Consider the following 26,250-nt stretch of genomic DNA (forward strand, 5'->3'; position numbering starts at 1 on the left):
ATTCATAAATCTACGATTGAACCATAAGAGAGGGGCTTTTTGAAATGTTAGAAGAGGCAAAAGTGCCCACGGCAAAACTGAAAAAAACCTGTAAAGAAGGTTTTTTTCAATTTAAAACTACGGAGGAAGTAACTCCCTTCGAAGGTATTATAGGTCAAGAAAGGGCCGTAAAGGCTATGGAGTTTGGGTTGAAGGTAAAGAACCACGGATATAATCTTTTTATGACCGGGGTAACCGGTACCGGAAAATTTAGTTATGCCCAAAACTGTGTTAAGAGCACAGCCGGTCAAGAGTCTGTTCCTGAAGATTGGTGCTATGTTTATAATTTTCAAAATACCAGTCAACCTAAGGCCCTAAACTTTCCGGCAGGTAAGGGGAAAATCTTTTGTGAAGACATTAAAGAACTAACAGACAATATAAAGGAGGAAATTTCCAAAGCCTTTGAGGGTGAGGGTTACGAAAAGGAAAAAGCGGAAATTATTACGGAATTTCAGCAGCAGAGAAATCAGCTTATGGAAGAACTGAGCAGAGCTGCCCAGGAAAAGGACTTTTTCTTGAAAAGAACGCCCACGGGTTTTGTCACTATACCTGTAGTAGATGGGGAGCAGTTGAGTCAGGAGGATTTTGACCAGCTGGAACTGGAAATCAGGGAAGACCTGGAGATAAAGATGAACCAGGTTCAAATCAAAGCTATGGAAGTGACTCGAAAAATTCTCAGCGTGGAAAAGAGAATCAAAGAAAAGCTGAAAGAACTGGAGCAGAAAGTAGGACTGTTTGCGGTAGGAGATTTATTCGATTGTATAAAGGGTAAATATGAAAATTTCCAAAAAGCCGTAGACTACCTGGAGGAAGTGAAAAAAAATGTATTAGAACATCTTGATGACTTCCAGGCAGGAGAGGAAGAACAGCAATTTTCTCTGCCCTGGGGAAAGAAATCAAAATTATCTGAAGAAAGATATAGTGTCAATTTGTTGATAGACCACAGTGAAAGTACCGGTGCCCCGGTGGTCATTGAAACTAATCCTACCTTTTATAACCTGGTTGGGAAATTAGAGTATGAGAGCCAGTTTGGGATGGTAGTTACTGATTTTACGATGATTAAACCCGGGTCTCTGCACCTTGCCAATGGAGGGTATCTTATTATTCATGCCATGGATCTTTTGAATAATTACCATTCCTGGGATGTCTTAAAAAGAGTGATTAAAAACAAAGAACTAAGAATTGAAAACCTGCAGGAACAGATTGGATTGGTAGCAGTATCTGCCTTAAGGCCTGAACCGATTCCTATCAAGGTGAAGGTAATAGTAATCGGCAGTCCATACCTTTATCGGCTGCTGTTCCATCACGATGAAGATTTTAGAAAGCTCTTTAAGATAAAGGTGGATTTTGATACTGAAATGGATAGAACCGAGGAAAACCAGCAGCTGCTGGCAGGGTTTATCAGCTGTTTCTGTGAGAAAGCCGGGCTTAAACATGTTACTCGTCAGGCGGTAGGGAAAGTGGTGGAATTCAGTTCCCGTTTGGCAGGTCATCAGGAGAAAATGACTACCCGGTTCAGTGAATTAATTGAAATCCTTTATGAAGCAGATGGTTGGTCCTCCATGGAAAATGCTGACCTAATTACCGCAGAGCACATCAAAAAGGCCTATGAAGAAAAGGTCTACCGTTCCAACAAACTGGAGAAAAAAATACATGAGCTGTTCAAAGAAGGTACTTACCTTATTGATGTTCAAGGGGAAAAGGTGGGACAGGTGAATGCTCTTTCTGTGGTGGGCTTAGGAGACTACATGTTCGGTAGGCCTAGTAGAATCACCGCAGTCACTCATTTGGGTAGGAGAGGTATTGTAAACATTGAGCGGGAAGTTAAGATGAGTGGAAAGATACATAATAAAGGGGTGTTGATTCTGGGGGGATACCTGGCGGCTGCCTATGCCCAGGAAATACCTCTTACTCTGTCGGCTACTCTGACTTTTGAACAGCTTTATGAAGGGGTAGAAGGGGATAGTGCTTCCAGCACCGAACTTTATGCCCTGCTGTCCAGCCTGGCTGGATTACCCTTGAGGCAGGACATCTCAGTTACCGGTTCCGTCAATCAAATGGGAGAAATTCAGCCTATAGGGGGAGTAAATGAAAAAATTGAAGGGTTTTTTACGGTTTGTAAAATGATTGGTCTTACCGGAACCCAGGGGGTTATGATACCCCATCAAAATGTAGTTAACCTTATGCTTTCCGATGAAGTGATCGAAGCTGTGGAAAGAGAAGAATTTCATATTTATGCAGTAAAAAATATTAACCAGGGAATAGAATTATTAACCGGGATTCCTGCAGGTAAGATTAACCAACAGGGAGTATATCCGGAAAATACAGTTAATTACCTTGTTGACAGGAAGTTAAAGCAGTATAATAAAGCTATTACCCGGCAGGGTAGGGATAACCAGACAGTTGAAAATAATGGTAAAGAAAATAGTTAACTATAGGAACTTGAAGGAAGGGTTACATGGAAAATCAGTTAATCACCGTAGAAGAATTCATAACTACTAAAGAATCACTTCTCCTGGTGGATGTCAGGTCTCCCCTGGAGTATAAAAGGGCATCTATCCCCGGTGCTGTTAATATCCCTCTCTTTAATGAAGAGGAGAGAGCTCAAGTGGGGATTATATATAAAGAGAAAGGCACTATGGAGGCAAAGATGAAGGGGGTAGAAATTGTTGCTCCCAAGCTTTACTCCATGGTTCAGCAGGTAAGGGAAAAATCTCAAGATTCTTCCCTGGTGTTTTACTGTTGGCGGGGAGGGCTTAGGAGCAAGTTTTTATTAAAGATATTTGATTTTTTGGGTTTTAATGTTTTTCAGCTAAAAGGCGGTTATAAAGCCTATCGGCGGTTTATCTACAAGCAGTTAGCAGATTATAATTTAAAACAAAAATTTATAGTATTAAATGGCCTTACCGGAACGGGAAAAACAGAGATTATCAATAGGTTAGCCCAACAAGGTTGGCCGGTTATCGACCTGGAGGGTTTGGCCCGACACAGGGGTTCCTTGTTTGGAAATATTGGCCTCAGTGCGCCCAGAAGTCAGAAAGACTTTGAAGCAATGTTGTGGCACAAACTACATCAATTCCAGGATGAGCCCTATATTATTATTGAAGGGGAGGGGAAACGTATCGGCCCCATTTTCCTACCTTCTTTTATGGTGGAAGGGATTAGGGAAGGGATTCATGTACTGCTTCAGGCCTCCTTAAAAACCCGGACAGAGCGTATTTTAAAAGAATATGGTTCATTGGCTAAAGAGGTCATTATAGAAGAGGCCCAGGGCCCAATTCGTTATCTGGAAAGAACTTTGGGAAGAGAAAAAGTCCAAATACTTTTGGAACTTTTATATAATGGGGATTTTTACAATGTGGTGAAAAATCTCTGTAGGGATCATTATGACCACAAATATGAGGATTCCAAAATTGATAATAATGTCTTTTATTTAATAGTAGATGCTGAAGATGACCGGCAGGCAGCACAAAAGATTGATGAGTTTGTTAAAAAGCTTTTAATTAAGGAACAAACAATTAAGGTGTAACGGAGGCATTTTTATGAGTCAGTATGGAAAGCTTGCCAAGGTATACGATTATCTGATGTCCGGGGTAGATTATAATGATTGGGCAGACTATATTTTTACCATAGCCGTTAAGTTTGGCCTTAATCCTAAGGTTATCTTAGATTTGGCCTGTGGAACAGGAAACTCTTCACTGTCTTTGGCTAAAAAAGGGTATCAGGTGATAGGAGTAGATATTTCTCCAGAAATGTTGGAGGTAGCTAAAAGAAAGGCAGCTGCAGAAAAAATAAAAATAGAATTTATCCAACAGGATATGCGCCAATTAAAACTTCCTTATTCCCATAGCATTGACATGGTGACAGCATATCAGGACGGCCTTAATTATATGCTTGAGGATTCAGATTTGTTGGAAGTGCTAAAAAGGGTCTATCAGATCTTAAGCCCTGGGGGCCTGTTCATATTTGATATTAATTCAGTGGACAAATTACCTGCTTCATCAGGAGAGACAACCTGTTATGATGAAGAGCAGATGACTTTGATTTGGGAATCATCTTATGACAAACAGGGAGATATCTGGGAGATTGTTTTGACTGGTTTTTTGAAAAGGGACAATGGGTATTATGAAAAGTTTAAGGAAACACATCGGGAAAAGTACCACACCCGATCAAAGGTATTGGATTATTTGAAGCAAACAGGATATGAAGTACTGGCGGTATATAATGCCTTTACCCTGGAGGAAGGCAGAGATTCTGATAAAAGACTTTATTATGTGGCTAGAAAAGGCAGCGAAGTCAAATGAATGTAGTCCTGGTAGAACCGGAAATCCCACAAAATGTTGGCAATATTTCCCGTACCTGTGTCTTGACCGGTACTCCTTTGCATCTGGTTAAGCCCTTAGGTTTTTCTCTGGAGGACCGTTACTTAAAAAGGGCCGGGTTGGATTATTGGCCTTACCTTAAACTTTACCTGTATGACAGTTATGAGGAGTTTGAAAAAAAGCACCAAGGGAAAAGATTTCTTCTGGCTACTGTCCGGGGAGGAAAACTTTATAATCAGGTTAATTACCAAAAAGAAGATTTTTTGCTTTTTGGCAAAGAGACCAGGGGGTTGGCTCCGGATATCATAGAAAAATATAAAGACAATACTTTGAGAATCCCCATGGGGGAGCTTCCCAGGTCTTTGAACTTGTCCAATTCTGTAGCTGTTATCCTTTACGAAGCATTAAGACAGCAGGGCTTTCCCGGGCTGGAGTAATGATTTGCTTGGCATGAGGCATTGTAGCAGTCGTTGGAAGCAGTTACTTGGATGGGGCACTATATTATAACAGAGAATAACGGGTAAACCCTGGGGTATAATAGGGTAAAGTTTTTATAAAGGCTTAGAAGATAAAAAGGAAATGCCTTTTAAAAAGTAGAATTGATAAAGTAAATAAGAATAAAATGGAGGGGTGGAAAAAAAATGAATATTTATGATCACATTCATGCCCTGGCCGATGCCCTCAAAAATTCCAATGAATTTAATAATTACAAGGAAGCTAAGGAAAAACTGGAGGCCGACCCAAAAGCAAAAGAGATGTTTTTAGATTTTAGGAAGTTTCAATTTGAATTTCAAAAAGATCAAATGGAAGGAAAGCAGGTTGAAGAGGGGAAGACAGAAAAGTTAAAGAGCATGTATGAAGTTCTTAACTTAAATATTACGGTTAGGGAATACCTGGCGGCAGAATATCAGTTCGGAAAAATTATGGCTGATATCAGCAAGATATTGGGAGAGGCCGTGGGGCTGGAGGAACTTGAGCAGATGACCGGAAGCAGTTAAAGAGTATAACAAAATAAAACAGCAGCTGACATCAGCTGCTGTTTTTAATTGCGTTATCTTCATTCATGTAAAGGTTAATCACAACCTTTAGGGTAGCTGCAAAGGGTATGGCCAGGATGATTCCCAGGATTCCCATAAGTCTAGCTCCAATTAGTATAGAAACAATTATGGTAAAGGGTTTGACGTCTACTGCTTTTCCCAAAAGGAGCGGTGTAAGCACGAAGGCGTCCAGGGCCTGGATAAACACATAAAATATCATGATTACAATAGAGCCCGGGGTATCTGGGGATAAACTGATTAAAACTGCAGGGACTGCAGCAATATAAGGTCCGATATAATAAATAATGTTCATTAATCCCGCAAAGACTCCCAGAACAAAATAAAAAGGCAGTCCCATAATAAACAGCCCTAAACCAGTTAATAGTCCCACAAAGGTGCAGCGCAGGATATTTCCCCGCAGGTAAGCTCCTACTTTTTCATCCAGGACTATTAAAATTTTGGTGGCCTGCTGCCGGTAAGGAGTGGGAATAGCCTTGATTATACCCCGGCGAATCCTTCCCAGGTCCTTTAAAAGATAAAAAACCAGGAATAAGACAATAAATACTTCAGAAAGTCGGGAAAAGAGGGCAAAGGTTATAGAGGTAGCCTGATTTAACAGCTGCTGGAGGTTAGCTGGAGCCTGCCTGATAAAGGTTTCCAGCACCTCTTCAAACTCAGGGTTCTGAATCATTTGAACAAATTCAAAAATTGTAGGTTGAAGCTGAACTATATACCTGGGAAGCAGTTGAGTCAGCTGGACAATTTCATCAAACATAATTGGGATAACCAAATAAAACATCAAGATAAAGAAAGCCAGAAGAGCCAGATAGACCAGTCCAACAGACAACCAGTGGGGTACTTTCTTTTTAACTAGAAAAGAGACAGTGGGGCTGATGGCATAGACTATCAAAACGCTGATAAAAACAAGGTTAATTACCCAGAATAATTCACCAACCAGCCATATGGCTCCGATTAGAAAAAAAACGGTAAAGATTATTTTTAATGCAAGCTTGTACTGTTTATCCATGTAACTGCCTCCAAGAGATAGAATTATTAACAAGCTTAATTATAATATATAATCTCAGTGAAGGCAAAATTGTTTCTAATCGGTCTGTAGTTCCGGCAGGTATTCTGCTTCCAGGTTAAAGATTACTTTTTCAGCCATAATGACGGATCTTACTTTTATCAAAAAGTTTTTTTCTTCTACCTCTATGAGTCGTTCATCCAGTAATTTAAAGACCAGCTTCGGGTTGATTTCATCGATTTCCTGCCCGATTAGTGTTTTAACAATTTCTCGGATTTGTTTTTTCAACTCTAACTCTGTAAAGGAATCTATATGATTGTTTACAGAATAAAGATTGGTTATTACATCATTTACTACCATGAATTGCTGGGATTTTAATCTTTCTTCATGATTTTTTAGTATTTCTAAGGTATCATACAGTTCTATTCTCCACCTTTCTTTTTCATAGTGCAGACGGTTCATTTCTTTTCCTAGCATTGTCTGCATGAGGAATAATCCCAGCAGCACTCCTAGAAAAAAACAGGCAAACAATTTCTGTTTCAATGTTTAATCTCCCCCTGTAAGCATTACAATTAGAAGATATCCTAAATGGGCACCATAAAAAGCGCTTAAAATAAAGAGAAATTGTTTAACCAGATTGCTCAATTGACCATCAAGAAAACCGATCTCTATTGCTTTAATAGCCACAAAGGTCCCACCAATAGCGGAAACAATAGCCCAAATTTTTAATTTTTCCGCTAAATCCAGCATTATTTTCAGTGGTGGGTCATGACAAAAAATTGCTCCTAAGGACCCGATAAAAGAACCCCCTAAAATGACACCCAGGGCGATAAAAAAACTGTATACCAGGGTATGGATGAACTTTTCCACAGCATCACTCCGCTTTAGAAATTAATCTTTGTATATGATATTTAAAACGAATCTTTCTTATTCCTGGCTATTTCATCTTGTACCGTCAGGATAAAATAATGCTTAATTATCATGAAAATAACTGATATAATTAAAGGGGCAAATGTTTGGGCTCAAGATTGGTTATTGTTTTTAGGATTTACTTGGAAATTCAACCAAAAAATACTTTAATGCAGCGTAAAAAGGTAAAATGAGGGATATATCTATGGGAGAAAATAAGAACGGCAGCTGTTATGATGGGCAGTTTGTTCATTTACATACTCATTCTGAATACAGTCTTCTGGACGGAGCATCCCGGGTAAAAGACCTGGTGAAAAAAGCAAAAAGCTTTAATAACCCGGCAATTGCCATTACAGATCACGGGGTAATGTACGGAGTAATTGATTTTTATAAAGCCGCCGTAAAGGCAGGGATTAAACCCGTTATAGGCTGTGAGGTTTATGTGGCCCGCCGTACTCGTTTTGATCGGGTCCCCCGGGTTGATGACAATTCTTATCATCTGGTTTTGCTGGCAAAAAATCAGCAGGGTTACAGGAACCTGATGAAGGTTGTTACCAAGGGGTTTTTGGAGGGGTTCTATTACAAGCCCAGGGTAGATTTTGATCTGCTCAAGGAGAATACAGAGGGTCTCATCTGCCTCAGCGGTTGTTTGGCCGGAGAGGTTGCTCAGCTGGTTTTAAAAGATAAAATCTCAGAGGCGGAGACGCTGGCCTGCAGTTATCAGGATATATTTGGACCAGGCAGCTATTATCTGGAAATTCAGGACCATTTTATCCCTGAACAAAAGAAGGTAAACCGTGGACTGGTTAATATCAGTGAAAGGACCGGAATACCATTGGTGGCCACCAATGACAGCCACTATTTAGAAAAGGCGGATGCTTCCGTGCATGATGTTCTCCTTTGTGTGCAGACGGGGAAAACTGTGGAGGATGAAGACCGCATGAAGTTTCCCGGGAGTGAGTTCTATTTAAAATCTCCTGATGAAATGTATTCGCTGTTTACTGAACAGCCACAAGCTTTATCAAATACTCTAGTGATTGCTGAACAGTGCAATTTGGAATTTGATTTCAGCCAAACTTATTTACCTCACTATGATATTCCTGAGGGTTATGACGATAAATCTTATTTAAGAAAACTCTGTGACGAAGGTTTGAAAAAGAAGTTTTCCGAGATTACCCCTGAACTGGAGGATCGGTTAAATTATGAACTAAGGGTAATTTCAGAGATGGGATATGATAGTTATTTTCTGATTGTCTGGGATTTTGTGAAATATGCTCTGGAAAACAATATATTGGTGGGCCCGGGAAGGGGTTCGGCGGCGGGCAGCCTGGTTGCCTATTGTCTTTCTATAACCAACATTAATCCCTTGAAATACGGACTTCTGTTTGAACGTTTTTTAAATCCTGAAAGGGTAAGCATGCCGGATATTGATATTGATTTTTGTTATGAACTCCGGGAAAAAGTGATTGATTATGTGGTCCAAAAATATGGAGAGGCCCAAGTAGCTCAAATTATTACCTTTGGAACTATGGCCGCCCGGGCTGCAGTGAGGGATGTTGGCAGAGCTTTAAATATCCCTTATCCAGAGGTGGACAAGATAGCCAAAATGATTCCTTTTGAACCAGGGGTAACTATTGAAAAGGCCCTTTTGAACGAAGATCTAAAGGAGCTGACTAAAAAGGATGCTACCATAAAAAAATTGCTGAGTATTTCCCGCTCCCTGGAAGGCCTGCCCAGGCACGCCTCTACCCATGCTGCCGGGGTAGTAATATCCAAGGAACCTCTGGTAAACTATGTGCCGCTGCAAAAGACGGCCGATGCCGGAAATGTAACTCAATTTCCCATGGGGACCCTGGAGGAATTGGGATTATTAAAGATGGACTTTTTAGGTTTGAAGACACTCACGGTAATGCAGGAAACAGTAGATATATTAGAACATTCACAGGATAAGAAAATTGAACTTATGGAGATCCCCCTAAAGGATGCCAAAACCTTTGAACTGCTTTCCCAGGGAAACACTGCAGGGATTTTTCAGTTGGAAAGTGCCGGGATGAGGAACATATTGAAAGAACTTAAACCCAGTAAGTTTGAAGATATCATTGCGGTGGTAGCTCTATACCGACCGGGGCCCATGGAACAGATTCCTACCTTCATTGATAGTAAACACGGGAAAAAACCCATTACATACCTGCATCCCCGGTTGGAGCCAATTTTGAAGGAAACCTATGGGGTTATGGTTTACCAGGAGCAGATTATGCAGGTGGCAGCAGAAATGGCCGGTTTTACCCTGGGTCAGGCGGACTTGCTGCGCCGGGCCATAGGTAAGAAGAAGATGGAAATATTGACAGAACAGAGGGAAATATTTGTTAAGGGCTGTGTTGACAAAAGTTTTCCTGAGAAGCTAGGCAATGACCTTTACGATTTGATTGTAAAGTTTGCTTCATATGGTTTTAATAAATCCCATGCCGCGGCCTATGCCATGATATCTTACCAAACCGCCTATCTGAAAGCAAATTATCCCCTGGAATTTATGGCAGCACTGCTGACGGGAAATATGTCCAATACCGATAAAATTACAGCTTATGTAGATGACTGCCGTCGTCAAGGGATTGAAGTTCTCCCGCCGGATGTGAACGAAAGCTTTTCCAATTTTACGGTTGTAGAAGGTAAAATTCGTTTTGGCCTGGCAGCGGTGAAGAATGTGGGCTTAAGTTCTATTGAGTCCATTATTGAGACTCGGGAGAGGATTGGCCACTTCAAATCCCTGAGGCATTTTTGCAATGAAGTAGATTTGAGGTCCTGCAACAAAAAAAATGTAGAAAGCCTCATAAAGAGTGGTGCCTTTGATTCTTTAGGATCGTATCGTTCTCAGTTGATGGCCGTTATGGACGAGACTCTGGCCAGGGCCCAGTCCTATCATAAGGATAGGAAAAACGGTCAGCTTTCTATGTTTGAGCTGTTTTCAGAGGAAGAGGACTGGAATATGTCCAGGGATATCCTGCCGGAATTGGAGGATCTAACTATGAAGGAAAAACTCTCCTTTGAAAAGGAGCTTTTAGGTTTATATATTTCCGGACATCCCCTGGACCAGTATAGAGAAATCTTGGAGGCTCAAGCAGTATCTATGAAGGATCTGAAGGATTTGAGGGAGTTGGGGAGGGTAACCCTGGGAGGGATTATACACAATATAAAACCCCTGGTTACCAAAAACGGTAAGAGTATGGCATTCTTAACTCTGGAGGACCTGGGGGGGGAAGTGGAAGTGGTGGTTTTTCCCGAACTCTTTGAACAGAGCCGGGAGCTTTTGAAAAGCGAAAATGTGATTAGTTTGACCGGTAAAATAGATAGGAACTCTGAAGACGAGGTTAAGATTATTGGGGAAAAGATACAACCTTTAAACAAAGTGCAAAAACAGCTGTATTTAAGGATTTGCAATGGTGACAAAAACTATTTATTTGCGCTGAAAGATATCCTGGTTTCCAGGCAGGGGGAAATCCCGGTATACCTGTATTTTAACGAAAACAACAAGCTGGTATTGACAAAAAAAGAGTTCTGGGTTCCCGAGGATGATAATCTTCTGGTAAGGCTTCAGGAGCTTTTAGGAAAGAGCAATATAGTCTTAAAAGAAGTGTCTCTCTAGTTTGTTTTTAAGAGTTGAATGTGATAAAATGTACTAACTTTAATATACTGTAATAGTTGATTTTAACAATTTTTATTTGTGGGGTGTAATATGTCAATTAAAGATTTTTTTAAAAAAACAAAATATTCTAAATACGCCGTATTGGACATACCCGGACCAACTGCTGCTCCCAAGGATGAAGTGATGATGGTTAAGTGTGATGAATGTGGAGAACTTATATATTGTAGGAATGGAGAACTGGGAAAACACTTTAAGGTCTGCAAAAAATGCAGTTTCCCTTTGAAATTAACGGCCAGGGAGCGGCTTTCCCTGCTGCTGGATGCCGGGAGTTTCGTTGAATACGATGCTCATCTGGAATCAAAAAATCCTTTGAACTTTCCGGAGTACGAAGATAAGCTAAATGCCGCCAGGGAAGCTACGGGACTTAAGGAAGCAGTGGTTACGGGAGAAGGGACTATCGAGAATAACAAAATAGTGATTGCGGTTATGGATCAGTTTTTTATTTCCGCCAGTATGGGCTCAGTGGTGGGGGAGAAAATCACTCGGGCTGTGGAAAAAGCCATTGAAAAAAAACTTCCCCTGGTTATATTTTCAGCCTCCGGCGGAGCTAGAATGCAGGAAGGGATTTTATCTTTGATGCAGATGGCTAAGACCAGTGCAGCCATTGCCAGGCTTAACCAGGCGGGCCTTTTATTTATATCTGTCCTGACGAACCCTACTACCGGTGGCGTTACAGCCAGTTTTGCTTTCCTGGGAGACATTATTATTGCCGAGCCTAAAGCTCTAATTGGTTTTGCGGGACCCAGAGTAATCGAACAGACCATAAGGCAAAAATTGCCTTCAGGTTTTCAAAGAGCAGAGTTTCAACTGCAGCATGGAATGATTGATATGATTGTGGAAAGGAAAGATCTCCGAAGGACTCTTTCCAGGCTTTTTCTAGTGCATAAAAGGCCTAAGGAGGATGGATATGAGCAATAAATTGGAATTTGATTTACCTATAAATGAGCTTCAGCTGAAAATTAAGGAAATTAAAACATTTTCTGAAGAAAAAGAAATCAGCATGGATGAGGAAATAAAGGCTTTAGAAGAACGGCTTTCCAGATTAAAAAAAGAAATATATAACAATCTAAGTGCCTGGCAGAAAACCCAGATTGCCCGTTACGTGGAAAGGCCCTCCACCATGGATTATATAAAGCATATATTTAAAGATTTTATAGAACTTCATGGAGATCGTCAGTTTGGGGACGATAAGGCCATGGTGGGAGGATTGGCTTTCCTGGATCAACGGCCGGTGACTATAATTGGTCACCGAAAGGGTAAAGATATGAAAGAGAATGTGCTGAGAAATTTTGGGATGCCTCATCCCGAAGGATATCAAAAAGTTCTGCGTTTGATGCGCCAGGCAGAAAAATTTAATAGGCCGGTTATTTCATTCATTGATACCCCAGGGGCTTTTCCAGGAATAGGGGCAGAAGAAAGAGGGCAGGGGAGAGCCATCGCCGAAAACTTAATGGCCTTGAGCTGTTTAAAGACCCCCGTGGTGGCTGTGATTTGTGGAGAAGGGGGAAGCGGCGGAGCTCTGGCACTTTCTGTGGGAGACAGGATATGTATGCTGGAACATGCAGTTTATTCCGTTATTTCACCAGAAGGGTGCGCCAGCATACTGTGGAAAGATGCTAATCGGGCTGAAGATGCTGCTTCTGTGCTCAGAATCACGGCACAGGATTTGTTGAGTTTTGGAGTTATCGATATGATTATCTCCGAACCCTTAGGTGGTGCGCACCGGGATTTTCAGGGGATGGCATTCAAAATAAAAGAGGTAATTTCTAATCAATTAAAGGAACTAGACAAAATATCGATAGAAGAGCTGGTTAAACGGCGCTATGATAAGTTTAGGAAAATTGGTGAGTTCTTAGAAAATACAAATTAATACGGCATAAGCAGCCATTTAGGAGGATTAAAGATGCAGCGAATTGGTGTACTTACCAGTGGCGGGGATGCTCCAGGAATGAATGCCGCAGTGAGAGCTGTGGTAAGAAAATGTATTTACTATAATATTGAAGTTTTAGGCATAGAAAGGGGCTATTCCGGCCTGATTAACGGAGAATTTAAGAAGATGGAACTGGGTTCTGTGGCGGACATTATACACCGGGGAGGAACGATTTTAAGAACAGCCCGCTGCCCTGAATTTGTTACCAAGGCAGGTCAGGAAAAAGCCCTCAGTCAAATTCGGGACTTTGGGTTGGAGGGCCTGGTGGTAATCGGAGGGGACGGTTCCTTTCGTGGCGCTATGGCTTTAGGAAACACCGGAGTGGTTAAAACCATTGGACTGCCGGGTACCATTGATAACGATATTGCCTGTACTGATGTGACCATCGGTTTTGATACTGCCATGAACACTATTTGTGATGCTATTAATAAGTTAAGAGATACTGCTACTTCCCATGAAAGGGTTTTTGTATTGGAAGTAATGGGCAGGGATTCTGGCGCCCTGGCCCTTCATGCTGGACTGGCCGGCGGTGCTGAATCTATATTAATACCGGAAATAGATTTTGATATCAATCAAATATGCAGTCGTCTGATGCGGGGTTATGAAAGGGGTAAACTCCATAGTATCATACTGGTGGCTGAAGGAGCTGCCAGCGGTATTGCCATCGGGGAAGCCATAAAGAAGTGTACTGGAATGGATACAAGGGTAACTATACTGGGGCACCTGCAGAGGGGTGGGACTCCCACGGCCTTTGATCGCAATATTGCCAGCAGAATGGCCTCCCGGGCAGTGGACTTTTTGAGAGAAGGTAGGACCAATTTGATGGTTGGCCTGGTGGACGGAGAGATTACCGGGACGGAATTAACCTATGCTTTAGGTCAGAGAAAAGTTGTGGACGAGGAAATATTTGAACTGGCTAAAATATTGGCTATTTAATTAGTTAAGGATAGATTATGTTATCTCTTTTAGGAGGAAAAACTTTGAGGCGTACAAAAATTGTGTGTACTATTGGCCCGGCCAGTGAATCATTAAATACGGTTATGGATATGATGCGGGCGGGGATGGATGTAGCCCGTTTAAATTTCTCCCACGGGAGTCTGGTAGAGCATGAAACCAGAATTCGAAGGATTAGGGAAGCTTGTCGAAAAACTGGGAAAAATGTAGGAATTCTCATGGACACCCGGGGTCCAGAAATTAGAATTGGAACCTTTATAGGGGGCGGCATTACATTAGTTAAAGGAAACAGTTTTACTTTAACTACAGATGCTGTTCCCGGTGACCGGGACAGGGTTTCCGTAACCTACAGGGATATTGTTAAGGATGTTAAGATCGGGAGCAGGGTGCTATTGGATGACGGATTGATTAAATTAAAAGTCGTTGAAGTTACTGATAAAGAAGTTCATTGTGTAGTTGAGTATGGCGGAGAACTTAGTAATCGCAAAGGGGTAAATATCCCGGGAGTTTCTTTGAACCTTCCTCCCATGTGTGAAAAGGACAAAAGCGATATATTATACGGGATTTCCCAGGATTTAGATTTTGTGGCCGCCTCATTTATACGAAAGGCTTCTGATGTTCTAGAAATCAGGCACCTCATGGAACAAAACAATGGCCGGATGCACATTATTGCCAAGATTGAGAATGAAGAGGGCGTTAGAAATATTGATGAAATATTGGAGGTTAGTGACGGGATTATGGTGGCCCGGGGTGATTTGGGGGTTGAGATTCCGGCGGAGGATGTACCTATAGTGCAAAAAATTATTATTAAGAAATGTAATCAGGCAGGCAAGCCGGTGGTCACTGCTACCCAGATGCTTGATTCAATGATTCGAAACCCTCGACCTACCCGGGCGGAGGCCAGCGATGTAGCTAATGCCATTTTTGACGGAACTGATGCAGTTATGTTGTCTGGAGAAAGCGCCATTGGACTTTTTCCCATTGAGTCTATCAAAACTATGGATAGTATTGCTGTAAGAGCGGAAAGTGCCCTGGAGTTCAAGCAAATTCTTACCAGCTTTGAACCTCTGATGAACAAGACGGTGACCGATGCTATAAGTTATGCTACCTGTCATACGGCCCAAGAATTAGGGGCTTCCGCTGTATTGACTTCTACCCAGTCCGGCCATACTGCCCGGATGGTTTCTAAATATAAACCTCAGGCTCCCATTATTGCGGTGACTCCCAATTACCGGGTGGTACGATTGCTGACCCTGACCTGGGGAGTTTATCCCATATTGTGTAAGGTGACGGAAAACACAGATGAGATGTTTGACACGGCCATTGCAGCTTCCTTGAAGGCTAAATTAGTTCAAAACGGAGATTTGGTTGTAATTACCGCAGGAGTTCCTGTAGGGGCAGGAACCACAAATCTTTTAAAAGTTCATACCATAGGCCAAATTATTTTAAAAGGAACCGGGATAGGCAAAAAAGCTGTTACCGGAAGGGTATTTAAGGCTGCAGGGCCAAAGGAAGTTGCTCAGATACAGGAGGGTGAAATCCTGGTAACTTATGAAACCGATAAAGAATACATGCCTTACCTTCAAAAAGCCGGTGCAATTATTGTGGAGGCGGCAGGGATGACTTCTCATTCGGCTATTGTTGGGCTCAACTTGAATATTCCGGTGATTGTAGGGGCCATAGACGCTATGAAAATTTTGAAAAATGGGGCAGAAGTATCTGTAGATTCAGTTAGAGGTTTAATTTATCGGGGAAGAGCAACAATATTATAGCAGTAGAGGGACTGATGAGCATGAAGTCAAATAAAACAAAAATTAGGGTGAGGTATCAAGAAACAGACCGAATGGGTGTAGTTTACTACGCCAATTATTTCGTTTGGTTTGAAGTGGGTAGGACGGAATTTTTTAGAAGTTTTGGTATGCCCTATGATGAATTTGAAAAAAATGACCTGTATCTTCCTGCGGTGGAGGCTTTTTGTCATTACAGAGCGCCTGCCCGGTATGATGACCTGTTGACCGTAACTACCCGGGTATCAACTTTTCAGGAAGTCAGGATTACTTTTGAATATGACATTATTCGGGATTTAGACGGAGAGCTTTTGTCTACAGGGCATTCACAGCATACTTTTGTAAACGGAAGAGGCCGTCCGGTAATTTTAAGAAAACAAAATCCTTTTTTATGGAAAAGGTTAACGGAGACAATTGAGGAAATGGAAAATTAGGAGGTAAATAATGCTGCTGAAGTTTTTATTACTTTTTACCCTGGTTCCTATTATTGAAGTATTTATCCTAATACAAGTAAGCGGGCAAATTGGTGCAGTTCCAACCATAGTGATTGTGGCAATGACAGGTTTTATTGGTGTTTTTTTGGCTAAGGCCCAGGGGTTTTATACTATTTATCGCTTTAAAAGCGCTTTGGAACGGGGAGGTTTCCCTACCCAAGAAATTTTCGACGGGGCCTGTATACTGGTAGGGTCAGCTTTTTTATTAACCCCCGGACTGCTTACTGATATTTTGGGATTTTCACTGCTGCTGCCTCAAATCCGTTTTTATATTAAAAAGTATATACAAAAAATTATAGAAAAGATGATAATTAAAGGAGATTTAAGAATAAGACGCCAATAATAATTAATGACGATGAAATTATTAAAGGGAGGTTGAATAATAAATGACATCAGGAATAAGGACGGGAATCGTCTATGATGATCGTTTTCTACTCCATGAGACGGGCATGCACCCTGAAAAAAAGGAAAGACTAAAATCTATCATGTCTTTTTTGGAAAAAAAAGAGGTTTTAGATAAACTGCAGCTGATTGAGCCTAGAAAAGCCAGGGTGGAAGAGATAGAATATGCCCACAATAAAAATTACATAGAAGAAATAGAATCTTACTGTGCCAAAGGTTACAATGCTATTGACATGGACACCATGATCTGCAGCAGCAGCTATGAAGTAGCCCTGCTTTCAGCCGGTGGTGCCATCACTGCTGTAGATAAAGTAATGCAGGGTGAATTGGATCATGTATTTTCCTTTGGCCGTCCACCTGGACATCATGCTGAGCCCAATCGTGGCATGGGTTTTTGCCTCTTCAATAACGTGGCTGTTGCTGCTTACCATGCTATGAAACAGTACAATCTGGAAAGAATTATGATTGTAGATTGGGATGTACACCATGGTAACGGCACTCAGGTAATGTTTTATCATGACCCCAGGGTAATGTTTTTTTCCACCCACCAGAACCCCGCCTATCCGGGTTCCGGGTCCTTCCATGAGATTGGTGCCGGAAAAGGGGAAGGTTATACAGTAAATGTTCCCCTGCCTCCAGGTTCTGGAGATGCCGATTATGAGTATGTTTTTAAGGAACTGCTTAAACCGCTGTGTGATGAGTTTAAGCCCCAGCTAATTCTTGTTTCCTCCGGTCACGATGCCCATGAGAATGACCCTTTGGCGGGTATGGCCCTGTCCTCTCAGGCGTATGGCATGATGGCTAAAATAATTAAAGAGATTGCTGAGCAGTATTCACAGGGTAAGATAGTCCTTTTATTGGAGGGCGGTTATAATCTGGATGCTCTGGCAGAGTCAGTTTTTAATGTTTTGGATACTCTGGCCGGGTGGGGGATAAGTAACTGGGAAAAAAAAGAAGGAGTCCTCTTGAGACAGAGTGCAGAAAATGCCGTAAGCATTTCGAAGGAAAAATTAAAACCATTCTGGCCTGACTTATAAGGAGTAAAAATAAGCCTACAAAAAGGAATAAATAGCAAGTATTAAATAGTATATATAAGATCAGGAAATAGAAATAAAAAGGAGACCTTTTAAAGGGTCTCCTTATACTTTATGAATTTACGGGAAGTTTGTTGAGCACCAGTCCTGTGCCTAGTTTTGGATAAAAGAATGTAGATTTTTGGGGCATCCTTTCTCCCCCTCCTGCCACATTGGTAAGTTCATCTACTTTAGTGGGGTTCATAAAAAAGGCCAACTGATAGGAACCGCTATCAACTGCTTCCAGGGCACTAATTTCATCCCGTTCGTATGAGAGATGGGATTCTCGCTCTCTCATATCATCGTGTATATTTAAATATTTTTCAAAAATTAAGACCTGCAGAACAGATACGTCCAGGGCTTTCCAATGTTTAGAACAATTCAGATTCATTTTTTCCATGGCTTTTTTATCTTTAAGGGTAAGAAGATAAAAACTTTTCTCTCCCCCGTAAAGACCGAAAGCGTGACTTTCTTTCCCGGCATCTTCCATAGCTGATAAAAGTTTTTCTGCGGCTTCTTTTTTATTTTTGTAATCTATGGATAGCCGGGATACGTTGAAGTCGGCGGATAAAATATTTAAAAATTCTTCCAATTTAAAGTCCGCTAGATCTTTAATCAACCGATGGGTGGGCAGAACCATGAGCCCAGGGTTGTACAAATTTACCAGTCCCATCAATATGTAGTTATAACCCTGATTTCCCGATGATTTCATTTCCTCAGCATAAGCCAGGGCTGTTTCATACCGGTGGTGTCCGTCGGCAATAAATATTTGTTTATCTTTTAAAATCTTTTTAATCAACTCAATGGTGCTGTTTTCTTTGATAACCCAAAGACGGTGGTGGTTACCTTCTTCATCCTGAAAACTGATTTCGGGTTTTTCCTTTAAATTATTAAAAATATCTTCCAATTGGAATTCTTTGTCCGGGAAAAGGCCAAAAATGGGACTGAAGTTTGCTTTACAGGCCCGCAGAAGGTTTAATCGATCTTCTTTTGGTTTGGACATGGTCTGCTCATGGGGAAGAACTACCTTTTTTTGAAAATCCTCTACTTTAATACAAGCAAATACCCCCTGACGGGTTACCCTCTTTTCATGCACCGTATAATCAATCTCATATAAATAGAAAGAGGGCTGTTCATCACTGATGAGAATTTCCTGTTTTAGCCAGTGGGTGAATTCACTTTTTGCCCGGCTGTAAACGTTGTTTTCTTCATCGTCCTCAGTAAATGTTAGCCCGTATTCTAACCTGATAATATTATATGGATTTTTTTCGTAATAAGTTTTTTGAGCTTTTTCCTTAATCACATCGTAAGGAGGGGTAATTACCTGATTCAAATCATTAATTATTTTTGAATTATATCGTATCCCCCTAAACGGAATAATCTCTGCCATATGTTTTTCCTCCTTTGGTGAACAACATGGTTCATGCCTCAAAGTAAATTTTATATTATTTTCCTATAAATATCAATAAAATTTACTTAAGACCTTCTGCATCACATTTAATTTCCCAGTGAAGGATTAAGTTCAACAACCCCCTGAGTATTATAATAGCTCCCAAAATAATTATTTCGTCCATACTTCTAACAATTACCGTGCGCAAAATTTCACCGCCCAATTTAAACTCAAGCCCAAAGGCCAGGGAGGCCGCCAGAGTGAGTCTAATTCTTCTCCCCCCTTTGCTGGTTTTTAAAAACTGGATAAATACTATGGAAGCAGAAATTACTATGACAAAAGCCCCGAACAGGTCCAGCAAATGTGCCAAAAATAGAATAAAGGGTTCAATATAAATAACGAAAAGATGTTCTAGATGTTCCATGGCTTTCTCCTAAAAAATATTTGCTCTGTTTTAAGGTTGTGGATAATTTGAGTATTTATACTTAAAAAGAAAAAATCTATTTCTAAAGTTAGGCAGTTGGTGCAATGGGGGTTTTTATCTTGACAACTATGTTATGACGTGATATAGTCAAGTCGTGACATAGTTGTGCTGCGACATATCTTGAAGCGAGGTGATTACTTGAGCCTGGATAAAGTGATTAAAGCGTACCTGCCCATGACAGAAACTGCCTTTTATATCTTGCTGTCACTTACAGAGCCCCGTCACGGATACGGGATTATCAAGCATGTGGCGGAAATAACAAGAGAGCGTATTCATTTAGGGTCCGGTACCGTTTATGGCACCCTTACCAAAATGCAAAAAAATGGTATTATTACTGTTTATGCTGATGAGCGTAGGAAAACAGTGTATGAGATTACCGATACCGGCAAAAAATTGATTGCTGCTGAGATTAACCGGCTCAGGGAACTTCATCAGAATGCAGAGCGATACGAGGGGGAGTTTCATGACTAAGAAAGTATTCAGGCCTTTTTGGAGTTATGATGTGCAGGAGACGGAAGAATGGCTTTCCTCTATGGCTGCAAAGGGTTATTATTTACAAAAATTCACTAAAACCAGTTTCTTTGTTTTTACAAAAGGAGAGCCTAAGTGTATTACGTATTTTATTAATTATGAAAAAACACCGAGAGAGGCGCTGCCCTCTGCAATGCAAAATGACGGCTGGGCCAGAGTCTTTGGCCGCGGAAAGTGGCAAGTATTCTCTAATAAAAAGCCAAAAGAGGAAATTAGAACCAATCCCCTTCGGGATAACCTGTTAACAACCCGTAATGGTACCATCATGTATATCTTCGGTTACTTTGCTGTTACAAATTTTGTTTTATTTTTTGTTTCAATATATATACAGTTACTTTTCTCCAACCAGCCTGTAACAATTGAACCCAGCCCAATGTGGTCCGTTACCTTAATTTTTTACACCTGGGTTTATTATTCTTTTATTAAGCTTTATCGGGCTAATAAAAAGCTAGGACAGGAGCCCCACATATCGGACACATATACCTATAGCCCTGAAGAGAAGTTAACCCTCCATGGTAAAGCCTTTAAGAAAATAAAACTGGGCTGGATGTATGCTCCGGATAAGCTGGAAAAATGGCTTGAACAGATGGAAGGACAGGGATATAACCTGCTTCGTATAGGATGGTCCGGCACAGCGTATTATTTTATTAAAGGCAAACCCCGCAGGGTCAAATACTGTACAGATTTCCAAAACAAAGCAGATGAAAGTTATTTCGATATACATAGTGATGCCGGATGGAAGTTATTATTTACCCGCGGCTCCTTTTTTGAAAGATGGTCAATATGGTCCCGGGAATATGCAGAAGGCCAAGAAGAGCCGCAGCTTTACAGCAGCAATTCAGACTTACTGCAGAGTGCCAGAAGGATTGCCTTCACTTATTCATTATTATTCTTTCCTTTGGTGTTTATATATGGGATAGCTATATGGCAGCATATTTACAGTGTATTGAATTATGGGGCACCGTTTCAATTCAGCATGCTGCTTTTTGGAATTAGTATAATTATATTTGGTTCCCTTATTATGCAGGCATGGCTGTATTACAGACGCCTCAAAAATCGATTTATGAAAAATGCTAACTGATAAATGTTTAAGGAGACAGGATTACCATTTGATGTTTTGTATTATATATGCGTTGTCGTTGTTTATCTCTTTTTTTTAGGGGATAAGGCCCCCACCTCTAAGCGTTGGCGTAGGTGGGGGCCTTAATCAGGTGGAGTAGAGTTATCTGGTTCCCCGATTTTAAAGCTTGCTGAAACGAGTTCACTTTTCACTGTTATAAGTAGGATAATAGTTTTGAAGTTATCACGCTCATTCTATCATAATAATTGGCTCTGTCTGTTCTTTTAAATAGTTTGATGTTTTTGCCTTCTCCAATACTTATGGTACCGTCATCATTAGCGGTAATACTGACATTTACAAAATCGAAGGGATAGTCCAGGGCAGGCCTGGGGATTGCTCTAAAAATTCCAACTCCAAAAAGGGATTTATGATGACCTTTTATTTCATCCCAATCATAAAGGCCTCCTTCTAAACGTTCAGAGCTCAGGGCTTCTAAAAAAAATTTAATCACTTCCTGATTTGATTTTGAGAATAATTTTTCGTATTGATTCATATGATAACTTCCGTGCAGTTTGTCTAGTCCATCCATGGGACTTTCTACCAGTCCTCCATCATAACAGGGTATCCAGACAATGGGAAGGTCAGATCTTATGATTTCTGTAAAGGCAGGGGGGTTTAAAGCTACATTATATTCTAATCCACTGGGATGGTAATCTTTTCCGTATGTATGATTTCTCGTTGGATCCTGCTGAGCATCCCCTGCAAATAACCATACTGCTTCTATTTTTTTCTCGCAAAGAATTGGGTCGGTTTTATAAGCTTCCCATAAGTCTGTTACGCTCCCTACCACGGTTATAATTACAGGCCCTGGGGAATTTTTTAAGGCAGTTAGTAGAGCCTGGGGGCCAACTCCACTGGGAATATTGTAACCGGTTAGATTATTTAATTTATCTACCAAAACGCTGCCAGGCCTACCGGCTTGTTTATCTTTTTGATCTAGTATGACTGCACGAAGATCTATCTCCCCTGCACTATGTAAAGCAAACATGCTCATTAAATCTAAAACATCATCGAAGTCATCATGGGGGTGAAACAGGTCTGAACTGTGTATCACCCTTTTAATTTCTAAGGGTTCCGTTACATAATTATCAGGTTCTGCTTTATCCTTTTCAGCCTTATCTGTTTCTAAGGCTTCCTCTTTTATGTACTGTTTTTTGTCTTCCGTTAAATCCGTTTCTGTTAGGCCCGCCAACGCAGCTAATATTTCTGCATCTCTTTCTAATTCAGCAGTTTCAATTCTATTTACATGCTCATCATTCTTATTTTCATCTACAATCTCATCCATATAATAATCTTCTGTCAATGTATGACCTTGGATTACATTTTTTTGTTCTTCATCAAAGCTATATAAAACCATTGTCACTAATAATATCCCTGCCATGAAAACTAAACGTGTAATTGAACCTCTCATGATTACCTCCAGAGTATCATAAATTCCAATTTTAACATTACCTTCTACTTAAGTATTGTATTCCCTTTTTAATTAATCTTATTTTTTAGGTTGACATTACCGACGGGAGCATGTTTTTGAGCCATGAGTCTAATAAATATTTCTAAGGAGGATGCACCGTTAAAGGTTATACAGCATAGATATATTGTAAGATTAATGGTTTTTAATTATACATTATATTATTTTTTTGTCTATAACGAAAAGGCTAACAACCAAGGGAGTGTGATTAATGAAAAAGGGTTTAATATCTTCTTTAATTAAGTGGTTTGTGGGAATTGCATGGCCAATGATATTAAAATTTTTTACGAGAGTATTAGGAGAAGTGTTAGAGTGGGCAATGCGTAAAGTTGAAGAATTCTTGAATAATAGAGATTATGAAGAAGCAAAAAAAGCTAATTTAAGAGCAGATATGGAAGAAATTAAGGCAGGTGAAGCAAAAACAACTAAAGAAGCTGATAAACATAAAGCTTATGCTGAAGTTTGGAGGGAAGTAGCAGAAAATTCACAAAATAAAAATAAAAAATTGAAGGAACAGTTAAATGTTCTAGAAATGCAAATAAAAACAAGAGTTACAGAAACAGTTATGCAGACAGTGGCAGAAGATGTTTTTGATTTTAAACCAGATGAAGAAAATCCAGAGAGCAGCTCAATTAGTTTAATCCATAAAGAAAAATACTTAATGCTCTCAGATGATTAGAGACATCACATGTTTAGCTAAAAATCTGTTTCCTTTTCAAAAATTAGGCTCCCCTATGGGGAGCCTAAAAAATGTGTGTTTGAAAAAAGTGTGGGCTTTAAGTTTTTTGCCTCAAACGCTGGAAGCCCTTTATTTATGGTATTGGTGCCAAAGTCCGGACTCGAACCGGCACGTACAGAGTACGCTTGATTTTGAGTCTTAAAGGCCTTTAATAATTTGTTTTTTCTTTTAGAGTATAATTGCAACTTCAATTACAAAAGGATATATATTAGGAATGTTATTTGATTATTTTAGTTTAGGAAAGATATTGATTATGAAGTTATATAAAGATGTTACAAAGCTGAAGTTTTAGCATGTATATTATTGGAATCAATCCACTCTAATGCAAATTTTAAAAAGATTCTTAGTTGGTAGTTATGTTCGTTGTTTTTCTGCACAGCCAGATATAGCGGCCTTTCTATAGGTGGAATTAATGGGACAAGCACTAAACCAGCTTTATAATTCTGTTCAGCTCCACGGGATGAGAGAACAGCAATGCCAAGCCCCTCTTGAACCAACCCTAGGATTGTATTTACAGAATGGCAGTTCACCAGTACCTTTGGCACAAAGCCGTTAGATTTGCAGGCTCTTAAAAGGTCCTGGTAATTACCGGAAGTATTTGGTGCAGTAATAAACTTTTCTGTTTTTAATTCCCGCAGTTCAAGATAATCTTTATGGGAGAAAGGATGATCTTTATTTATTACTACTACCATGTGGTCAGTTTCTAGCGGGTAATAGTTAAGCATTGAATCAAAGTTGTTCTGTGAAAGAATGGCTGCATCTATCTTTGCAGAATGTATCATTCCCAAAAGCAATTCGCATTGTTCTTCTATAATATTTATTTTTATATCTGGAAATTTACTTTGAAATGAAGCAAGGAGGTTGGGAATTCGGTAGTGCCCAATTATTGGGATAGCCCCTATAGAGAGCTGGCCTTTTTCTACAGATAAATATTTTTTTATAGATTGTTCTGCTCTTTTTATTTCCGCCATGATTCGCTCAGCATGAGCAGCAAATTCGGCTCCTGCTTGCGTTAACCGCACTGAACGGGTGGTCCTAACAAATATGCTAATCCCTAACTCACTCTCCAGTTTGCTGATTTGTTGAGAAAGGGAGGGCTGAGAAACTTTTATCTCTTCAGCCGCACGGGTGAATCCTTGATATTTTGCAACAGCCAAAACGTATTCCAATTGATGTAATTCCATAGCAATCCCCCTTGTATGAAGATTCTTTTCGATGTTTCTAGATGATTTATTAATAAAGACTTTGATGAACGGAAAGAAAAAAATCACATGACATAATATCCCTTCCCTTATAAATTATGTAATATAGATTGCAGTAATTTCAAATATTCCTTGTGAAAATTATAACATTACTATTATTATAACACAACATCTTAATAATAAAACGTTAACAAAATATCTTATACCATTAATTACTCTTAATGATAGATGTAACTGGAAATTATCATTAATTATATTAAGTTATAAATGAAATAGGAAACGGGTATTTCTCTTAATTAATGTTTAATTGTAAAATAAATTTAAGTGAAATATCTCACGTTTAAGATAAAGACTTTTTCTTTGAAACCTGTGGGGGGTTAGTTAATAACTTTACGCCTGAGTGTGCCAGCTATTAAAAGCGGTTATTTAGCAAGGAGGTGGTGATATAAATTAGGGTATTATGTTTTAGCTGATTCATAAATTTTAAATCTTAATGAAAAGGAAGTGTAGATATGTCATCATTAAAATCAGAAGCTGAAAAACAAACGCAAAGCCGTTCCCTTGCGAAAGTAGAAATTTTGGGATTAGTTCTAGTTATTGCTTCTATGCTCGGATTACTTTTTATTCCTGAAACTGTAGCCGGCGTTTTTAACGCCATGGTGGATGGCGCTTTCCGTTCTTTTCAAAATTTCATTTTTGAAGGCAAAGTGGGTATTGCTATTATCGTAAGTGTTATTATTGGAAGAGTGCTGGAACGTCTAGGTTTTACTGACGCTCTAATACGAATTTTTGTTCCTGTAATGAAGCATTTGGGTATTAACTCTGCCGTAATTATTCCACCTATTTACAATATTATCGGTGACAGCAACGCAGCCGGAAGGATTGCCGGGCCGATTCTGTCCAAGGCTAAAGCTACTAAAGACGAGCAAAAAATAGCTGTTGCTACCACAGTCCAATCCCAGCAGACTCTTGCAACTTTTATGTTGGGACTGGCGGCTATGGCTATGGTAGGCATTAATATATTCCCAGTAATTGTCTTGGTTATCTTTGTTCCTGTAATCCTAACGCCACTATTGCTTCGTTTTACTATTTACCGGGACACTAAAAAAGTTGAGTTAGAGGAATTACCCAAGTTTACACCAAATACCCCGGCACTCACCACAATTTTCGGTGCAGCCAAAGAAGGGGCCGAACTTGTATTCTTACTGGTTGTTCCTGCTGGTGCTGTAGTCCTTGGTCTCATTGGGGGTTTAGAATACCTGGGTATTTGGGGCCCCATTAACGCCTGGATTACCAATTTAATGGGAGCTATATCTGTCCATCCTGAAACAGGTATCATGGCCATTATGGTTTCTCCCACCTTAGCCATCGGGATGCTGGTTTCTACTCTTCAAGAAGCTGCTGTAGAACCAAGGTTAGTTTTAGGTGCCTTTGTTGTAATATGTTCATGTTTCCCACTTCAAATTATTTTTGGACAGATTCCAGCTATTTGGGGCCAGGTAACCGACCTTACTGAAGCTGAAGCTATGAAGGCTGCAATCGTTGGCTCAATTATTCGTTTGGTGACTGCCGGATTGGTAGCCGGCTTTTTAGCCCCACTGTTTATTAAGTAATAGTTTAAATATGTTTAACTTTATGTTTTTAT

General features: G+C 40.1%; 24 protein-coding genes. 17 read left to right on the top strand and 7 right to left on the bottom strand.

Annotated features, from left to right (window positions below):
• Positions 1 to 44 precede the first annotated feature (44 nt).
• The 5 genes from HUE98_RS05130 to HUE98_RS05150 all read left to right on the top strand — a co-directional run bounded on the left by HUE98_RS05130 (position 45) and on the right by HUE98_RS05150 (position 5,359).
• Entirely contained in the window at positions 45 to 2,471 is a 2,427-nt protein-coding gene (locus HUE98_RS05130; RefSeq protein ID WP_241422786.1) for a Lon protease family protein, read from the top strand.
• A 26-nt stretch (positions 2,472 to 2,497) separates the two neighbouring features.
• Positions 2,498 to 3,568 carry a tRNA 2-selenouridine(34) synthase MnmH gene (mnmH, locus tag HUE98_RS05135; RefSeq protein ID WP_241422787.1) on the top strand — a complete coding sequence of 357 codons (1,071 nt, stop codon included), beginning with the start codon at positions 2,498 to 2,500 and terminating at the stop codon, positions 3,566 to 3,568.
• A 13-nt stretch (positions 3,569 to 3,581) separates the two neighbouring features.
• Positions 3,582 to 4,343: a class I SAM-dependent DNA methyltransferase gene (locus tag HUE98_RS05140; protein WP_241422788.1), complete on the top strand. Its 762-nt coding sequence runs from the start codon at positions 3,582 to 3,584 to the stop codon at positions 4,341 to 4,343.
• Positions 4,340 to 4,798 (top strand): tRNA (cytidine(34)-2'-O)-methyltransferase, encoded by a 459-nt coding sequence (locus HUE98_RS05145; protein ID WP_241422789.1) that lies wholly within the window; start codon positions 4,340 to 4,342, stop codon positions 4,796 to 4,798. Before HUE98_RS05140 ends, HUE98_RS05145 begins: the two co-directional genes overlap by 4 nt.
• Before the next feature lie 204 nt (positions 4,799 to 5,002).
• Positions 5,003 to 5,359 carry a YlbF family regulator gene (locus HUE98_RS05150; protein WP_241422790.1) on the top strand — a complete coding sequence of 119 codons (357 nt, stop codon included), beginning with the start codon at positions 5,003 to 5,005 and terminating at the stop codon, positions 5,357 to 5,359.
• Positions 5,360 to 5,390: 31 nt separating this feature from the next.
• Here HUE98_RS05150 and HUE98_RS05155 read toward each other — a convergent pair whose 3' ends face one another.
• From HUE98_RS05155 to HUE98_RS05165, 3 genes are all read right to left on the bottom strand, one after another.
• Positions 5,391 to 6,425, bottom strand: a complete 1,035-nt coding sequence (locus tag HUE98_RS05155; RefSeq protein WP_241422791.1) for an AI-2E family transporter — start codon at positions 6,423 to 6,425, stop codon at positions 5,391 to 5,393.
• Between the two features lie 75 nt (positions 6,426 to 6,500).
• Positions 6,501 to 6,965 (bottom strand): hypothetical protein, encoded by a 465-nt coding sequence (locus HUE98_RS05160; protein ID WP_241422792.1) that lies wholly within the window; start codon positions 6,963 to 6,965, stop codon positions 6,501 to 6,503.
• A 3-nt stretch (positions 6,966 to 6,968) separates the two neighbouring features.
• On the bottom strand, positions 6,969 to 7,292 hold the full coding sequence (locus HUE98_RS05165; RefSeq protein ID WP_241422793.1) for a YtrH family sporulation protein: 324 nt from the start codon (positions 7,290 to 7,292) through the stop codon (positions 6,969 to 6,971).
• A gap of 244 nt (positions 7,293 to 7,536) precedes the next feature.
• Between HUE98_RS05165 and HUE98_RS05170 the strand changes: the two genes are divergently transcribed.
• From HUE98_RS05170 to HUE98_RS05205, 8 genes are all read left to right on the top strand, one after another.
• Positions 7,537 to 10,971, top strand: a complete 3,435-nt coding sequence (locus tag HUE98_RS05170; protein WP_241422794.1) for a DNA polymerase III subunit alpha — start codon at positions 7,537 to 7,539, stop codon at positions 10,969 to 10,971.
• 90 nt (positions 10,972 to 11,061) lie between these two features.
• Positions 11,062 to 11,949 carry an acetyl-CoA carboxylase, carboxyltransferase subunit beta gene (gene accD, locus HUE98_RS05175; RefSeq protein WP_241422795.1) on the top strand — a complete coding sequence of 296 codons (888 nt, stop codon included), beginning with the start codon at positions 11,062 to 11,064 and terminating at the stop codon, positions 11,947 to 11,949.
• Positions 11,939 to 12,901, top strand: coding sequence for an acetyl-CoA carboxylase carboxyltransferase subunit alpha (locus tag HUE98_RS05180; RefSeq protein ID WP_241422796.1), 963 nt, complete (start codon positions 11,939 to 11,941; stop codon positions 12,899 to 12,901). The genes accD and HUE98_RS05180 overlap by 11 nt, the downstream gene beginning before the upstream one ends.
• A gap of 33 nt (positions 12,902 to 12,934) precedes the next feature.
• A complete protein-coding gene (gene pfkA / locus HUE98_RS05185) occupies positions 12,935 to 13,897 on the top strand; it encodes a 6-phosphofructokinase (RefSeq protein ID WP_241422797.1) in 963 nt (320 codons plus the stop codon).
• Positions 13,898 to 13,941: 44 nt separating this feature from the next.
• Positions 13,942 to 15,687 carry a pyruvate kinase gene (gene pyk / locus HUE98_RS05190; RefSeq protein ID WP_241422798.1) on the top strand — a complete coding sequence of 582 codons (1,746 nt, stop codon included), beginning with the start codon at positions 13,942 to 13,944 and terminating at the stop codon, positions 15,685 to 15,687.
• A 20-nt stretch (positions 15,688 to 15,707) separates the two neighbouring features.
• Positions 15,708 to 16,136, top strand: a complete 429-nt coding sequence (locus tag HUE98_RS05195) for an acyl-CoA thioesterase (RefSeq protein ID WP_241422799.1) — start codon at positions 15,708 to 15,710, stop codon at positions 16,134 to 16,136.
• 10 nt (positions 16,137 to 16,146) lie between these two features.
• Positions 16,147 to 16,539: an FxsA family protein gene (locus HUE98_RS05200; protein ID WP_241422800.1), complete on the top strand. Its 393-nt coding sequence runs from the start codon at positions 16,147 to 16,149 to the stop codon at positions 16,537 to 16,539.
• Positions 16,540 to 16,582: 43 nt separating this feature from the next.
• Positions 16,583 to 17,635, top strand: a complete 1,053-nt coding sequence (locus HUE98_RS05205; RefSeq protein ID WP_241422801.1) for a histone deacetylase family protein — start codon at positions 16,583 to 16,585, stop codon at positions 17,633 to 17,635.
• Between the two features lie 109 nt (positions 17,636 to 17,744).
• Here HUE98_RS05205 and HUE98_RS05210 read toward each other — a convergent pair whose 3' ends face one another.
• Together HUE98_RS05210 and HUE98_RS05215 are read right to left on the bottom strand one after the other, a co-directional pair.
• Complete coding sequence (locus HUE98_RS05210) at positions 17,745 to 19,061, bottom strand: DUF1015 domain-containing protein (protein ID WP_241422802.1); 1,317 nt, start codon at positions 19,059 to 19,061, stop codon at positions 17,745 to 17,747.
• Positions 19,062 to 19,143: 82 nt separating this feature from the next.
• Entirely contained in the window at positions 19,144 to 19,485 is a 342-nt protein-coding gene (locus HUE98_RS05215; protein WP_241422803.1) for a DUF1622 domain-containing protein, read from the bottom strand.
• Positions 19,486 to 19,683: 198 nt separating this feature from the next.
• Here HUE98_RS05215 and HUE98_RS05220 point away from each other — a divergent pair, with 198 nt between their 5' ends.
• Entirely contained in the window at positions 19,684 to 20,016 is a 333-nt protein-coding gene (locus HUE98_RS05220; protein ID WP_318036522.1) for a PadR family transcriptional regulator, read from the top strand.
• Entirely contained in the window at positions 20,009 to 21,157 is a 1,149-nt protein-coding gene (locus HUE98_RS05225; RefSeq protein ID WP_241422804.1) for a DUF2812 domain-containing protein, read from the top strand. The genes HUE98_RS05220 and HUE98_RS05225 overlap by 8 nt, the downstream gene beginning before the upstream one ends.
• 193 nt (positions 21,158 to 21,350) lie before the next feature.
• Here the strand turns inward: HUE98_RS05225 and HUE98_RS05230 are convergent, their stop codons facing one another.
• On the bottom strand, positions 21,351 to 22,607 hold the full coding sequence (locus tag HUE98_RS05230; RefSeq protein WP_241422805.1) for a hypothetical protein: 1,257 nt from the start codon (positions 22,605 to 22,607) through the stop codon (positions 21,351 to 21,353).
• 268 nt (positions 22,608 to 22,875) lie between these two features.
• Here HUE98_RS05230 and HUE98_RS05235 point away from each other — a divergent pair, with 268 nt between their 5' ends.
• The gene (locus HUE98_RS05235; protein WP_241422806.1) at positions 22,876 to 23,343 is read left to right on the top strand and encodes a hypothetical protein; all 468 of its coding nucleotides are present in this window, start codon (positions 22,876 to 22,878) and stop codon (positions 23,341 to 23,343) included.
• A 332-nt stretch (positions 23,344 to 23,675) separates the two neighbouring features.
• On the opposite strand, the gene HUE98_RS05240 is transcribed toward HUE98_RS05235, so the two are convergent.
• On the bottom strand, positions 23,676 to 24,674 hold the full coding sequence (locus HUE98_RS05240) for a LysR family transcriptional regulator (RefSeq protein WP_241422807.1): 999 nt from the start codon (positions 24,672 to 24,674) through the stop codon (positions 23,676 to 23,678).
• Between the two features lie 443 nt (positions 24,675 to 25,117).
• Between HUE98_RS05240 and HUE98_RS05245 the strand changes: the two genes are divergently transcribed.
• A complete protein-coding gene (locus HUE98_RS05245) occupies positions 25,118 to 26,218 on the top strand; it encodes a hypothetical protein (protein ID WP_241422808.1) in 1,101 nt (366 codons plus the stop codon).
• The last annotated feature ends 32 nt before the right edge of the window (positions 26,219 to 26,250 follow it).

Origin of the sequence: Candidatus Contubernalis alkalaceticus (assembly GCF_022558445.1) — a bacterium.
Lineage (GTDB): Bacteria > Bacillota > Dethiobacteria > SKNC01 > SKNC01 > Contubernalis > Contubernalis alkaliaceticus.

Bases quoted from the DNA above. Each gene is read 5' to 3' on its own strand.
- pfkA (WP_241422797.1), top strand. From the start codon at position 12,935: ATGCAGCGAATTGGTGTACTTACCAGTGGCGGGGATGCTCCAGGAATG.
- HUE98_RS05180 (WP_241422796.1), top strand. From the start codon at position 11,939: ATGAGCAATAAATTGGAATTTGATTTACCTATAAATGAGCTTCAGCTG.
- HUE98_RS05170 (WP_241422794.1), top strand. From the start codon at position 7,537: ATGGGAGAAAATAAGAACGGCAGCTGTTATGATGGGCAGTTTGTTCAT.
- HUE98_RS05155 (WP_241422791.1), bottom strand. From the start codon at position 6,425: ATGGATAAACAGTACAAGCTTGCATTAAAAATAATCTTTACCGTTTTT.
- HUE98_RS05215 (WP_241422803.1), bottom strand. From the start codon at position 19,485: ATGGAACATCTAGAACATCTTTTCGTTATTTATATTGAACCCTTTATT.
- HUE98_RS05145 (WP_241422789.1), top strand. From the start codon at position 4,340: ATGAATGTAGTCCTGGTAGAACCGGAAATCCCACAAAATGTTGGCAAT.
- HUE98_RS05245 (WP_241422808.1), top strand. From the start codon at position 25,118: ATGTCATCATTAAAATCAGAAGCTGAAAAACAAACGCAAAGCCGTTCC.
- mnmH (WP_241422787.1), top strand. From the start codon at position 2,498: ATGGAAAATCAGTTAATCACCGTAGAAGAATTCATAACTACTAAAGAA.
- HUE98_RS05140 (WP_241422788.1), top strand. From the start codon at position 3,582: ATGAGTCAGTATGGAAAGCTTGCCAAGGTATACGATTATCTGATGTCC.
- HUE98_RS05235 (WP_241422806.1), top strand. From the start codon at position 22,876: ATGAAAAAGGGTTTAATATCTTCTTTAATTAAGTGGTTTGTGGGAATT.
- HUE98_RS05230 (WP_241422805.1), bottom strand. From the start codon at position 22,607: ATGAGAGGTTCAATTACACGTTTAGTTTTCATGGCAGGGATATTATTA.
- HUE98_RS05205 (WP_241422801.1), top strand. From the start codon at position 16,583: ATGACATCAGGAATAAGGACGGGAATCGTCTATGATGATCGTTTTCTA.
- HUE98_RS05150 (WP_241422790.1), top strand. From the start codon at position 5,003: ATGAATATTTATGATCACATTCATGCCCTGGCCGATGCCCTCAAAAAT.
- HUE98_RS05130 (WP_241422786.1), top strand. From the start codon at position 45: ATGTTAGAAGAGGCAAAAGTGCCCACGGCAAAACTGAAAAAAACCTGT.
- HUE98_RS05225 (WP_241422804.1), top strand. From the start codon at position 20,009: ATGACTAAGAAAGTATTCAGGCCTTTTTGGAGTTATGATGTGCAGGAG.
- HUE98_RS05200 (WP_241422800.1), top strand. From the start codon at position 16,147: ATGCTGCTGAAGTTTTTATTACTTTTTACCCTGGTTCCTATTATTGAA.
- HUE98_RS05210 (WP_241422802.1), bottom strand. From the start codon at position 19,061: ATGGCAGAGATTATTCCGTTTAGGGGGATACGATATAATTCAAAAATA.
- HUE98_RS05195 (WP_241422799.1), top strand. From the start codon at position 15,708: ATGAAGTCAAATAAAACAAAAATTAGGGTGAGGTATCAAGAAACAGAC.
- accD (WP_241422795.1), top strand. From the start codon at position 11,062: ATGTCAATTAAAGATTTTTTTAAAAAAACAAAATATTCTAAATACGCC.